The organism is Vibrio syngnathi, from assembly GCF_002119525.1.
GTDB lineage: Bacteria > Pseudomonadota > Gammaproteobacteria > Enterobacterales > Vibrionaceae > Vibrio > Vibrio syngnathi.
In genome coordinates this window covers 901,170-914,755 of record NZ_CP017916.1, presented here as the reverse complement: position 1 = coordinate 914,755, position 13,586 = coordinate 901,170, and the positions used below count along the sequence as shown (strand labels likewise).

At 45.0% G+C, this 13,586-nt stretch carries 13 protein-coding genes; 3 read left to right on the top strand and 10 right to left on the bottom strand.

Annotated elements, in window-relative coordinates:
* Positions 1 to 174 precede the first annotated feature (174 nt).
* From K08M4_RS04460 to K08M4_RS04445, 4 genes are all read right to left on the bottom strand, one after another.
* Positions 175 to 1,374, bottom strand: a complete 1,200-nt coding sequence (locus K08M4_RS04460; protein WP_086048990.1) for a NupC/NupG family nucleoside CNT transporter — start codon at positions 1,372 to 1,374, stop codon at positions 175 to 177.
* Positions 1,375 to 1,579: 205 nt separating this feature from the next.
* On the bottom strand, positions 1,580 to 2,500 hold the full coding sequence (locus tag K08M4_RS04455) for a LysR family transcriptional regulator (protein ID WP_086050384.1): 921 nt from the start codon (positions 2,498 to 2,500) through the stop codon (positions 1,580 to 1,582).
* A gap of 134 nt (positions 2,501 to 2,634) precedes the next feature.
* Positions 2,635 to 3,633: a lytic murein transglycosylase gene (locus K08M4_RS04450; protein WP_086048989.1), complete on the bottom strand. Its 999-nt coding sequence runs from the start codon at positions 3,631 to 3,633 to the stop codon at positions 2,635 to 2,637.
* Positions 3,634 to 3,663: 30 nt separating this feature from the next.
* Positions 3,664 to 3,954, bottom strand: coding sequence for a YcgL domain-containing protein (locus tag K08M4_RS04445; protein ID WP_086048988.1), 291 nt, complete (start codon positions 3,952 to 3,954; stop codon positions 3,664 to 3,666).
* Positions 3,955 to 4,173: 219 nt separating this feature from the next.
* Here K08M4_RS04445 and minC point away from each other — a divergent pair, with 219 nt between their 5' ends.
* From minC to minE, 3 genes are read left to right on the top strand one after another with little or no spacing between them, the layout of a single operon-like run.
* On the top strand, positions 4,174 to 4,836 hold the full coding sequence (gene minC / locus K08M4_RS04440; RefSeq protein ID WP_086048987.1) for a septum site-determining protein MinC: 663 nt from the start codon (positions 4,174 to 4,176) through the stop codon (positions 4,834 to 4,836).
* A 22-nt stretch (positions 4,837 to 4,858) separates the two neighbouring features.
* On the top strand, positions 4,859 to 5,671 hold the full coding sequence (gene minD, locus K08M4_RS04435) for a septum site-determining protein MinD (protein WP_010436849.1): 813 nt from the start codon (positions 4,859 to 4,861) through the stop codon (positions 5,669 to 5,671).
* Positions 5,672 to 5,677: 6 nt separating this feature from the next.
* The gene (gene minE, locus K08M4_RS04430) at positions 5,678 to 5,941 is read left to right on the top strand and encodes a cell division topological specificity factor MinE (protein WP_009848499.1); all 264 of its coding nucleotides are present in this window, start codon (positions 5,678 to 5,680) and stop codon (positions 5,939 to 5,941) included.
* A 93-nt stretch (positions 5,942 to 6,034) separates the two neighbouring features.
* On the opposite strand, the gene hflX is transcribed toward minE, so the two are convergent.
* From hflX to K08M4_RS04400, 6 genes are all read right to left on the bottom strand, one after another.
* A complete protein-coding gene (gene hflX, locus K08M4_RS04425) occupies positions 6,035 to 7,402 on the bottom strand; it encodes a GTPase HflX (protein ID WP_086048986.1) in 1,368 nt (455 codons plus the stop codon).
* 285 nt (positions 7,403 to 7,687) lie between these two features.
* Positions 7,688 to 8,800: an ABC transporter ATP-binding protein gene (locus K08M4_RS04420; protein WP_065113367.1), complete on the bottom strand. Its 1,113-nt coding sequence runs from the start codon at positions 8,798 to 8,800 to the stop codon at positions 7,688 to 7,690.
* Positions 8,801 to 8,806: 6 nt separating this feature from the next.
* Complete coding sequence (locus K08M4_RS04415) at positions 8,807 to 9,664, bottom strand: carbohydrate ABC transporter permease (protein ID WP_009848502.1); 858 nt, start codon at positions 9,662 to 9,664, stop codon at positions 8,807 to 8,809.
* Complete coding sequence (locus tag K08M4_RS04410; RefSeq protein ID WP_086048985.1) at positions 9,661 to 10,599, bottom strand: carbohydrate ABC transporter permease; 939 nt, start codon at positions 10,597 to 10,599, stop codon at positions 9,661 to 9,663. The genes K08M4_RS04415 and K08M4_RS04410 overlap by 4 nt, the downstream gene beginning before the upstream one ends.
* Positions 10,600 to 10,780: 181 nt before the next feature.
* Entirely contained in the window at positions 10,781 to 12,028 is a 1,248-nt protein-coding gene (locus K08M4_RS04405) for an ABC transporter substrate-binding protein (protein ID WP_086048984.1), read from the bottom strand.
* A 110-nt stretch (positions 12,029 to 12,138) separates the two neighbouring features.
* Positions 12,139 to 13,584, bottom strand: a complete 1,446-nt coding sequence (locus tag K08M4_RS04400; protein WP_086048983.1) for an ATP-binding protein — start codon at positions 13,582 to 13,584, stop codon at positions 12,139 to 12,141.
* Between the last annotated feature and the right edge of the window lie 2 nt (positions 13,585 to 13,586).

The window sequence follows — 13,586 nt, the reverse complement described above, 5'->3', positions numbered from 1 at the left end:
AAAGGTTTGCGCCACACCTTGTGATACAAACCTATTTGCTGAAACAATAAAGCCTATGTAATTAAACTATAGGCTCTCTTTTTCATGCTAACCGAATATTAGTGTGATTAATCAGTCACTTTACTATAGGGGAAACAAAGTGACTGACTCATCCACTCTGTACTTATCATCTAGCTAAAGAGAAAGCACCACACCAGCAATCGCTGCGCTCATTAAGTTGGCAAGCACACCTGCACAAATCGCTTTGAAGCCGTATTGTGAGATGAAAGAGCGACGCTCTGGAACTAAGCTGCCCAAACCACCGATCAGAATTGCCATGGTAGAGATATTTGCAAAACCACATAGTGCAAAAGTAACGATCGCTTTTGAGTGCTCACTCAGTGCATCTTTTACGTCCATTAACTGGATGAAAGCCACAAACTCATTCACAACGATTTTGTTACCGATCAGCGAGCCTGCAACCACAGCCTCAGACCATGGTACACCGATCAGCCATGCAACGGGTGCGAACACATAACCTAGGATAAGTTCGAAGCTTAGGTTTACGCCAAACCAGCCACCAACAATACCTAACAAGCCATTCAGCATCGCAATCACACTGATAAAGGCCAGAAGTGTCGCACCCACCGCAACGGCAATACGAAGTCCAGACATAGCCCCATCTGCCATTGCCTCAACTACGTTTGTTGCTCGTGGAATCTCCACACCAGACTCAATATTTTCTTGAACATCCTCAGGGCTGCCTGGTACTAAGATTTTAGCCATCAATAGACCAGCTGGTGCCGACATGAATGCCGCAGCGATCAGATAGTTTAGGTCAACACCCAGCGATGCATAACCCACTAGCGTGCCACCAGCAACAGAGGCCAAACCACATACCATTACGGCAAACAGCTGTGAGTCCGTCATATGTTTTAGGTAAGGCTTAACCACCAATGGCGCTTCGATCATGCCAACAAAAATGTTTGCCGTTGCAGACAGTGACTCCGCACGACCTGTGCCAAGAAACTTCTGCAAAGCACCGCCGATGATGTTGATCACCTTTGGCATAAAGCCGATGTGATACAAACCTGAGATCAATGCAGAGAAAAAGATAATGATGCCGAGAACGTTAATAGCAAAAACAAATCCGTTATTCGTTAGGCCACCAAATAAAAAGTTAATCCCCTCTTGACCGTAGTTGATCAAACTAGATACCGCACCAGTAGCGGCATTCAGCGCTTCTTTACCCATTGGTACATAAAGAACCAATAGCGCGAATGAGATTTGCAATAAGAAAGCCATAGAGACGGTTCTTAGTGGGATATTTTTTCTGTCCGTAGATAGTAACCAAGCGGCTACTAAAATAGTGATAATTCCAAGTAGGGAAGCCATATGCGTCAACCTAAAAGTTGTAGGTAGGAAAGGCGACGCATTGTATAGAGGAAATCGTTTGCGGCAAGGTGCGGTTGTTAATGTGATGTTGGGATTATCACCGCCTTGCCTGTGATTATATTAAAGCGTTGAATTTTAATGATTTAACTTGCTTGAAAAGCATACTTTTTCCATATGGAAATTATATTTATGAATTAGGAAACAATTAACGATGCAGCTCAACGCAAGTTTTGAGGTTTTTGTCCCAATACGTCGGCGAACCAACATGCTTTTTGATGAACTCAATCACTGCTGAAAGCTTCTTTGGCATGTTCTTTCTACTCGGATAGACGGCGTAGAATGGCATTAGCTGACTGGCTCTCCATTCTGGTAATACTTGGATTAACTTGCCTGTTCTAAACTCTTCTTTGACTAAATAAGTCGCCAAGTAAGCAATGCCCCACCCTGATACCGCGGCATCTCGCACCGCTTCGGCCAAATCCACCGAATAATCACCAGCCACTTTGACACTGAGATTCTCATGTCCGTTATCAAATGCCCACGAGGTATAGTCTCGTTCACGGCTGCGATAGATAAGGCAGTTATGGTCAATCAGATCCGAAGGTACATGGGGAGTCCCTGCCTTAATTAGATAATCCGGTGATGCGGCCACTACAAATTGGCTGTCGGCTAAACGCTGCGCAATATAACCTTCTGGCAGGTCTTCATTATTGGTGATCCAGAGATCCAAGCGCTCTTCAATCATGTCCACTTTGTAATCGAACAAATGCACTTCAATTCTCAGCTGTGGGTAAAGCTGTCTGAGTTGATCAATCGCAGGAATGATATGCAGTGTGCCAAATGATTGTGACAACCCTACTCGCAATATTCCAGAGATATCATCACGCTGGCTGTCCATGTCCATTTGAGCCGCTTTTACGGTGTTAAACAGCAGCTCACAGTGCTGATAGAATACATCTCCTGCCGCAGTTAACGTTAGGCTACGTGTGGTTCTTTGCACCAGCTTGATACCTATCGAGTCCTCGAGCAAAGCAACTTGCTTACTAATATGAGACACCGAAACGTTCAAGCTTTTTGCAGCACTAGTAAAACCTTCATGCTTGATCAGCGCATGGAATATCACCATCTGTGCAGCTCTGTCTGTTAGCACAAGACCACCTTCTTAAATCTCTAAAATATAAAATCAAAAAGGACTCCGAAGAGTCCTTTAGTTCGTTCTGCCTATGGTAGGCCAAATGCTATCAAAGCAAGCTGGATCTACTAATCAAACTTGATTCTGTCTGCTAGATGGCTTACTGCCAAAGCAAAGTAGTAAGAACGATTCCACTTCATTAACACATTGTAGTTGTTGTAAATGAGGTACGAACGACCGGTTTCATCGTCTGGCATAATCAGCCAAGCTTTAATGTCTTCATCAAGCGTTGGCAATGGGCGATCGTCAAAGCGCTTAATACCGAGTTCAGACCACTCTTTTAGATATTTCGCTTTGTCCTTATCTCGGCCTTGCATCTCGATAGACACGGTTGCCGGAACGTGAACCTGACGGCCCCAAGTATATTTGTCATCCCAACCTGATTGGCTGAGATAATTAGCCGCCGAAGCAAAGACATCTTCTTCAGTACCCCAAATGTCTTTCTTACCGTCGCCATTACCATCTGCAGCATAAGCTAGGAATGAGCTAGGCATAAATTGAGGTTGGCCCATTGCACCAGCCCAAGAACCTTTCATCTCTTTGGGTGTAATGTGGCCTTGGTCAAGAATCGCCAGTGCCGCCATGGCTTCGCTACGGAAAAACGCTTCTCTGCGCCCTTCGTAGGCCATGGTCGTTAATGCATCGATAACACTGTAATTGCCCGTGAACTTACCAAAATTACTCTCAACACCCCATAGCGCGACAATGAATCTTGGTTGAACACCATACTCATCACCAATACGCTTTAACGCGGTGTAGTGTTTCTTATAGAGTGACCTTGCTTGCTTCACTTTCCAATCTGGCACTGCGCGTGGGATGTATTCATCCAGAGTCAGTTTTTTCTCAGGTTGGTTTTTATCGGCTTTCACTGCTCTTGGCTTAAACGTCACACCATCAAAGGCTTCTTCAATGATCGCTTCAGAGATGCCTTCTGAACGGCCTTGTTGCTTTAGTTTCTCTACATATTGCTCAAAGCTCAGCTCTTCAGCCTGAACTGAACCAATGGACAGGCTATTACCCAATAGTAATGCCGACACAGCCAATATGGTTTTCGAAAATTTACTCAACGATCACTCCTCCCTGAATTAAGGTAGCTATCACTCTTCGTCTTGAACTTTTTGCTGAGCTTTACGCTCTTTATGAAGTTCAAGTTCATTAACCGGTGGTGGCGGAACCTGCAAAAAGAAACCATCGGTGTTCAGTGATTCTCTCACTTTATCAATGTTCACTTGCGCCAGTTTACGGCCATCCATTTTTATTACCATTACAAAACTAGGTTTACCAAACATTTGCATCAATGCGTCAGGAACTTGTGAGAAATCATCCTTCTTAGGGATATAAAGGTATGTTCCTTCTTTCTTTGAACTTTTATATATAGAACACAGCATGACAAACCTTTTTATTGTTTATGACTACAAAACTCTCACTTACGAGATCAATAGTTTATGTTAAGGGAAATATTGGGAACAAAACGTTCATTTGACAACAAGATTACTTGCTGTGCTTGGTTTGGGAATATAACATGATAAACCAAGTTTCAGGCAACGCCCTTTATTTTATTGATAAAGAAATTGTACCAATCCGCTATTGAGGTCCTGTAGTTTTCGATGTCTAGTAATCCAGATCTAAAAGGTAGCAGTTTTACGCTATCTGTTTTGCACTTATCCGATGATCAAGTCGAAAATGCGGTGTCTTTTCTTCAAGAAAAAGTAAACCAAGCTCCCACTTTTTTCGCTGCTGCACCTGTTGTTATCAATATTAGCAAAGTCGCGGGTGATATCGATTTTGTGAAACTGAAAGAGGGTATATCTCAAGCGGGCATGATCCCTGTAGGTGTGGCTGGTTGTTCGGATAAGCGTATGCAGAACCTAGCGAAAGAAGCTGGTTTTGCCGTGATGACAGCCAGTAAATCTCCTTCTCAAGCTCCAGCGAAGATGGCTCCGATAAAAGTGGTGAGAACGCCGATTCGTTCTGGTCAGCAAGTGTATGCAAAAGATGGCGACCTGTTGATCCTCAGCCATGTGAGTGCCGGTGCGGAAGTGATTGCCGATGGCAGCATCCATATCCATGGCACTTTACGCGGTCGTGCGATTGCAGGCGCGAGTGGTCAAACTGAAGCAAAAATAATTTGTAATGATTTACAAGCCGAGCTGGTTTCCATTGCTGGAAATTACTGGCTCAGCGATCAAATTGAAAGCGAGTACTGGCAGAAGAAAACCATGTTCAGTATGGCAAACGATGTATTACACGTTGATGTCCTCGCAATATAAGAGAAATAAAAAGGAAAACAAAATGGCACGCATTATCGTTGTAACGTCAGGTAAAGGCGGGGTAGGCAAAACGACCTCCAGTGCAGCTATTGCCTCAGGCTTAGCTCTGAAAGGGAAGAAAACCGCAGTTATCGACTTTGATATCGGTCTGCGTAACCTAGATTTAATCATGGGTTGTGAGCGTCGTGTTGTGTACGACTTCGTTAACGTTATCAATGGCGAAGCGACACTGAACCAAGCGATGATCAAAGACAAGCGCACAGAGAATCTATTCATTCTTCCGGCTTCTCAAACTCGTGATAAAGATGCACTAACAAAAGATGGTGTTCGTCGTGTATTTGATGAACTGGATGAAATGGGCTTTGATTTCATCATCTGTGATTCTCCTGCAGGTATCGAGCAAGGCGCTCTGATGGCGCTTTACTTTGCTGATGAAGCGATTGTTACGACTAACCCAGAAGTTTCTTCTGTACGCGATTCAGACCGTATTCTCGGTATTCTTGATTCTAAGTCTCGTCGTTCAGAAGATGGCTTAGAACCAGTAAAAACGCACCTTTTACTGACTCGCTACAACCCAGCACGTGTAACTCAAGGTGAGATGCTCAGTGTTGAGGACGTTGAAGAGATTCTTCACATCTCTCTACTGGGTGTGATTCCAGAGAGCCAAGCAGTACTGAACGCGTCGAACAAAGGTGTTCCAGTTATTTTTGACGAAGCAACCGATGCAGGTATGGCTTACAATGATACTGTAGAACGACTACTGGGTAACCAAGTGGATTTCCGTTTCTTAACGGAACAGAAGAAAGGCATCTTCAAAAGACTGTTCGGGGGCTAATTCGCAATGTCATTACTAGAGTTTTTTAGACCACAAAAAAAGACAACCGCAAACCTAGCTAAAGAGCGTTTGCAGATCATTGTTGCCGAGCGACGCAGCCATGACGACCCAGCGCCGTCTTATCTGCCGCAACTAAAAGAAGACATCTTGAAGTGTATTGCGAAGTACGTTGACGTCGATCCATCAATGGTTGATCTGACTTTCGAACACAAAGATGACGACATCTCAGTATTAGAGCTGAACGTCAAGCTTCCAGAAGAAGACCGATAAGCAGAGTTCGGCGGAGTTTATCAATATTCAATAAAAAAGAGAGCCTAGGCTCTCTTTTTTGTCTTTTCAATTATGTCTAAACACGAAAAAAGATTAAGAATTCTGCATACGCTTTTTCAAACGCGCCAAATCAATTGCGCTTGAACGAACCGTTAGCTTAATACATTCGTAATCGTACTCTTCTTTTACCACACTCATGTTTGAGCGAATCTCACCAATGATGCCTTGGCCAGAATAAGGAATGGTAATCTCTTCTTCGATCATGCCTTCTTCAGCAACACCAACGATGTACTTGTGCAGTTTCGTGATATCTAACGGATCACGAGTTGACGTTAGCATCGCATCTGGGAATTCTTCGGTAAGCTCTAATTGCTGCTCTTCAGTCAGTCTATCGCACTTATTCAGCACTAATAGTTTTTCACTACCTTCAACGCCCACTTGTGCTAATACGTCGTGTACCACATCAAGTTGTGCGCGGAATGAAACGTCAGAAGCATCAACAACATAAAGTAGCAATGAAGCATCATGCGCTTCTGCTAGCGTTGAGTGGAACGAAGCAACCAGATCGTGTGGCAATTTCTTGATGAAACCAACCGTGTCTGAAACCAAGATACGCGGTTGAGTAATTGGTTGAAGTGCACGAACCGTAGTATCTAGTGTTGCGAACAGTTTATCTTCACCCACGACTTCGGTTGCGGTCATTGCACGCATCATCGAAGACTTACCGGCATTGGTGTAGCCAACTAAAGCAACAGTGAAAAGCTCTGCGCGCCTTGTGCGTCGAGTCTTCATTTCATCTTGTACGCTTACTAGCTCGCGCTTAAGCGCAGCAATTTGGTCACGTACGTTACGACGGTCTAGCTCAAGTGAAGTTTCACCTGCGCCCTGACCCATTTGACGCTCTTTATCACCCTCAGCCGTTTCACGAAGTCGTGGCACTAAGTAGTTTAGACGAGCGATATCAACTTGCAGACGAGCAGTACGAGTACGAGCGTGACGGCTAAAGATTTCGATGATGATGCCAGTACGGTCAAATACTTCCACACCCAAACTCGCCTCAACAGTACGCATTTGAGAAGGACTTAAATCACAGTCAAATACCACAACATCAGCGGCACCGTATTGGAAGTTGCCCGTTGGAAGATCATCAAAATCTAGCTCATCGATTTCAGCATTAAAATCAAACGACTCATCAATAAAGTCTTCATCTTCTGCTTCTTCAATAGAGCCTTGATAACCAGTTAGGTGTGCAATTTCAGCAAGCTTACCTGCACCCAGCACATTCTGTCTTTGAGATGAACTGTGGTGTTGCGATTGCGTACCGACGACTTTAAACCCTAGGGTTGTCACTAAGCGAGCAAGTTCGGCAAGAGACTCTTTTGCTTCGTCACCTTTAAAATCCGGTGTCGTAATAGAAATAAGTAAAGCGTTATTCGCCGCTGGTTTTGCTGTTAGTTTCATGTTTTATTCTGTCTATGCACCAAAGTGCAACCTAGTATTTGATCTAAAGTAGTGTGATCCTACGCGTTTCTACGTCAGCTTTATAGAGCTAAGGGATACTAAATCACGATATTATTGCAGTAGAAGCATATATATCGTTTATCCCCTGTTTTTATAAGGGATAGAAAGCAAGTATAGCCAACGAAAAAGGCAGCATCACCTTACTTATTACTCGTTGGTGATACTGCCTTTGATTTAGACATGAACTTTGATTGTTAAACTAACTCAGCAACTAGAAGTTAGAAGTTAAAAGTCGATTCTCGCTTCGGTTTGAGCATCGAAGAATACCGCCTTTGATAAGTCAAAATGCAGTGGTGCCATTTGCCCAACCGACACTTCAAATTCTGGCGATAAACGACACGCGACTTCTTGGTCGTTCACTTTAACCATTGCGATGGTATCTGGCCCTGTTGGCTCCAACACTTCCAATTGTAGGTCTAGCTTTGTGGTTGCCGACACATCATCACCTTCTTGCTCAGTAATGTGTTCTGGACGCAACCCAATCACCAATTCCTTGCCATCTTGGTCACGCATACTCTGTGGCAATCGAATGTGGTGTTCTTGCTCTGCCGTGCCAGTTACTTTGATGATCGGGTTCTGTTCCTCATCCAAATCCACCATAGTCTTAATGAAGTTCATGGATGGTGACCCCATAAAGCCCGCCACGAACATATTATTTGGTTTGGTGTAGATCTCTTGTGGTGTGCCAAGTTGCTGCAGTTCGCCGTCTTTCATTACTGCGATGCGATCCGCCAAAGTCATAGCTTCGATCTGATCATGGGTTACATAAACGATCGTGGTGTTGAGCTTCTGATGCAGACGTTTAATCTGGTGACGCATTTCAACACGCAGCTTGGCATCCAAGTTAGAAAGCGGCTCATCAAACAGATACAGCTTAGGACGACGAGCCAAGGCGCGCCCCATCGCGACACGTTGACGCTGACCACCAGAAAGTTGCGACGGTTTACGATCCAGCAACTGTTCGATTTGCAGCATTTCCGCTACTCGGTTTACCTCTGCATCAATCTCTTGCTGTGGCATCTTACGGATCTTCAAACCGAAAGCGATATTGCCGCGTACCGTCATGTTTGGGTAAAGCGCGTACGACTGGAATACCATCGCAATATCGCGATCTTTAGGTTCTACCTGCGCCACGTCTACACCATCAATTACAATCTCACCCGAGCTAATATTCTCGAGTCCAGCGATGGTGTTCATTAGGGTGGATTTCCCACACCCCGAAGGGCCGACAAGTATCAAAAATTCCCCCGAATCGATACTAATGTCGATGCCCTTTAACGTTTCGTTGTCCGCGTTGCGATAGGTTTTACGGATCTGTTTTAAATCTAATGTTGCCATGGGTAATTATCCTTTTACTGATCCTGCCGTTAGGCCACGAACAAAATATTTTCCTGCGAAGACGTACACCAACAGCGTTGGCAGTGCCGCGATGATCGCGGCAGCCATATCGACGTTATATTCTTTAACGCCTGTGCTGGTGTTGACTAGGTTGTTTAATGCCACGGTGATCGGCTGAGTTTCTGAGCCCGAATACACCACCCCGAACAAGAAATCATTCCAGATTGCGGTGAACTGCCAGATCACCGTCACCATGATGATCGGTGTCGAGATCGGTAATAAGATCTTGAAGAAAATCGTAAAGAAGCCAGCACCGTCGAGCTTTGCCGCCTTGATCAATTCATCGGGAATCGAGATATAGAAGTTACGGAAAAACAGAGTCGTAAACGCCATGCCGTAGATAACGTGCACAATCACCAAGCCGATGGTTGTGTTCGCTAGTCCCATCTTACCGAGCATGGTTGCCATTGGTAGCAACACCACTTGGAATGGAATAAAGCAGCCAAATAACAACAAACTAAAGAACAGGTTTGAACCTCTGAATTGCCATTTCGTCACAACATAACCATTGAATGCACCGAGCAATGTTGAAATCGCAACCGCAGGAATCACCATTTGGAACGAGTTCCAGAAGTAGCCTTTGATGCCTTCACATTTTACGCCCGTACACGCGGTGTCCCACGCTTTATACCAAGCATCGAACACCCACTCTTTTGGCAAGCTCATCAGGTTGCCTGCCTTGATATCAGGCAAGGTTTTGAATGACGTCAGCGCCATGACGAACAATGGCATTAAATACACCAAGCAGAAGAAAAGCAGTGCTGAATAAATAAAGATTCGAGCAAAGTTGATGTTATTCATCATGACTTTTTCTCCCTAAGTTCAGAGTAAAGATAAGGCACGAGAATCGCTAAGATACCAGCAAGCATCATCATAGCGCTGGCAGCACCAAGGCCGATTTGACCACGAGTAAATGAGTGTGCATACATAAATAGCGCTGGAAGATCCGATGAATAACCCGGGCCACCCGCCGTCATTGCCGTCACAAGGTCGAAGCTCTTAATCGCAATGTGTGAGGTGATGATCACCGCACTGAAAACCACAGGACGCAAGCAAGGTAGAATGATTTTGAGATAAATAGTGGGTAAGCTTGCCCCATCAATTTGCGCCGCTTTGATAATTGAAGAATCGATACCACGCAGACCCGCTAAGAACATCGCCATCACAAACCCTGAAGACTGCCAAAGCGCCGCGATAACCAAGGTATAGACCGACATTTCAGAGTCGACTAGCCAATCAAATTTGAAGTCAGTAAATCCCCAATCTTGCATCAGTTTTTCAATGCCAAGACCCGGGTTAAGAATCCATTTCCACGCCGTACCTGTCACGATGAATGACAACGCCATTGGGTAGAGATAGATAGTACGAATCGCTCCTTCTTGACGGATATTTTGGTCAAGCAATACCGCTAAACCAACACCAAGCAAGATGGCAATAGCCATAAATAGAAAACCAAACACACCGAGGTTGGTGATTGAAGTGATCCAGCGATCGTTGTCCATCAGCTTTTCATATTGGGTTAAACCAACGAAGTTAAAGCTCGGTAGAAATCGAGAGTTGGTGAACGACAACGCTGCCGTCCAAAAAATGTAGCCGTAGATACACACCACGGTCACTAACGCGGTCGGCGCCAGTACAATTTTAGGTAACCAATGTTGCAACCTGTCAGCAAAACTCGGTTTCGGTGCAGGCTGGCTCCTTGTGGGTTTTGGAGTCGACTCAGTCAAAATATGCTCCATAACTTATCCTTGTTGCACAATCGAGCCGATGGCTTACCTTTCGGCACCACATCAGCATCACGCATATCAGAATTGGGAGTGAAGAGTAGATAGGCTCCCTACGAGCCTACCCACCCTGGGGGTTCGATAAAGCAACACAGCCCGTCACTCACGTGCGTTGCGTGTCACTTATCAAGTTAGATTAGATAGCCGCTTTCACTGCTTTTGCTAACTTAGCTGCCGCTTGTTTCGGATCGGCATCTTTCTCATTGAAGAAGTTGGTCACTACGTCATAGATCGCGCCTTGAGCGTAGCTTGTTGTCGCTAGGCCGTGAGCCATACTCGGAACAAGGTCGCCAGATTCAGCACTCGCTTTGAAGGTTGCCATTGAGTCCAACGCACATTGGTCAAACTTAGACATGTCCATATCTAGACGTACAGGGATAGAACCTTTGTTAAGGTTGAAGACTTCTTGGAAGTCTTTAGTAAGAATGGTTTTCGCTAGGTCTTGCTGCGCTTTTTGGTTCTCTTTGTCACTTAACTCAAAGAACGCAAAGCTATCGATATTGAAGGTAAATTGGCCGTCAGTACCTGGAGCTGGTGCACAGATGTAATCTTTACCCGGCACTTTGCCTGCCGCAGTAAACTCACCTTTCGCCCAATCACCCATGATTTGCATCGCGGCTTCGCCATTGATAACCATTGAAGTTGCGACGTTCCAATCACGACCTGGAGAGTTGCTGTCAATGTAGTCACGCATCTTTTTGAACTTGGTGAACACTTCCACCATCTTGTCGCCAGATAATACGTCCATATCAAGATCAACGAACGCTTTGTTGTAATCTTCACTGCCTAGTACATCAAGTGCTACTGCCTCGAATACCGTCGCGTCTTGCCAAGGTTGACCACCATGAGCCAGTGGAATAAAGCCAGCCGCTTTAATCTTGTCTGCAGCAACAAAGAACTCATCTAATGTCGTTGGAACCGTCACACCTGATTTTTCTAAAACAACAGGGTTAGCCCAAAGCCAGTTAACACGGTGAACGTTGACAGGAACTGCTACATATTCGCCATCCCACTTCATCACTTTAGTCACTACTTCTGGTAGTAGTTCATCCCACTGTTCTTGTTTAGCAGTCGCATCGAGAGACGTTAGAAAACCTAAACCACCCCACTCTTGAATATCATGACCTTTGATCTGTGCGGCAGACGGAGGATTGCCCGATACAGCCCGAGTTTTCAAAACAGTCATCGCACTTTCGCCGCCGCCACCAGCAACTGCGAAGTCTTTCCACGTATGGCCTTGTTGTTCAATCATCTCTTTCAGTACCGCAGCGGATTTCGCTTCGCCACCGGCAGTCCACCAGTGAAGCACTTCCACTTCACCAGCGTGAGAAAATGTTGAGGCAGCAAGAAGAGATATAGTAAGTAGGGTTTTATTGATTTTCATTATAATCTTCCATGTTTAGCGGACTCGACGTCCGGTTCAATAAAGAGTCTACTTATTCTGATTGATAAGATTGAAACAAAAGGTAACCCCAATGTAACGTGATTGTTACACTACACTTCTAGGCCTGTGGGGATATAGACTTTGACTTCCAAGCCACCTTGAGGGTAGTTGCGAATAATGAGATCTCCGCCGTGTCCGTGCAGGATATTTCGGCAGATGCCGAGGCCTAAACCGTGTCCTTGGTCGTCGGTTGCTAACCTAAAGTAGGGTTCGAAAACCAACTCTAACTTGTCTTCTGGAATGCCATTACCACGGTCTTGAATAGTCACAACGACCCAAAGGTCGTCACCGCTGATTTCCACTTCAGCTGATGAACCATACTTAACCGCATTGTCGATTAAGTTGGTCAGTACACGCTTAATCGCCAGTGGTTTCGCGACTAACGGCTCAACCACGGTCGGCTCAAACTCAACTAAGGTTTGATGTTGGTTGTGCAGTTCAATTACAGAGAGCATCATCTCGTTGAGATCGATAATGGCATTGTTTTCATGAAGGTCCGTGTCTCTTACCGCTTGCAAAGCACCTTTAACCATCATCTCAAGTTCATCGAGATCTTTATTGAATTTGTCTTTCTTTAGTTCACTCTCCAACAACTCTGCACGCAACCTAAGACGTGTTATTGGTGTCTTTAAGTCATGGGAGATCGCAGAGAAAAGGTGCTCTCGGTCAGCAACATAGCGACGAATCCGTTGCTGCATGCGATTAAAGGCTCGAGTGGCAGTGACCAGTTCCGTTGCCCCTTCTTCGTTAAGCGGAGGCTGCTGAATATCCATGCTCATCTCATTAGCCGCTCTTGCTAACTTTTTAAGAGGGCGTACTTGACGACGAATCATCAAGTAAGTCAAAACCAATAGAATGAGTGTCGAAGAAACTAAGAAAATGACTTGCTCACGACCGAGAATCGTATCGTCGAGTTTTACATATGGCGCTGGCAACAACGCTGCGATATATACCCATTCGTGGCTGGTTAATTCTATTTGAACAACCAGAATCGGCGGATTAAGAGGCTCTAAGGTTAAAGTATGATGTGCCCACGATCGCGGGAGATCGCTTAAATAGATATCATTTTTGAGCAAACGAAGGTGCTCCGGACGAGAGAAATCAACCCGCACTGACGCCACTTTATTGAGTTTGCTACTCAAAACACTTTCTATGGCCTCAATTGAGGCAGTTTTTAAGCGGGTATCGGGAATCGGCTCGACAATCAAAGCCTCTTTATTGAAAGAAACGAAGAAACGCGTACCGCCCATATTGCGTATTTGATCTAGCACGATATGACGATATTTAACGGGTAGAGATTGGAAAAAAGTCACCGTTGAAGCAAACATGTTCGCCATGCTCGACGAGGCAGAGCGAATCCCTTCCAGCTCTTTGTGTTTTGATTCGCTATACCAGATAGACGTTGCGATGCCCTGAGCTATTACCACGGCTAACAGTGTCAACAATAAGGTTCTTGCGACTAACGAATTTGGTTTCAACCAACTCATCCAGTTCATAC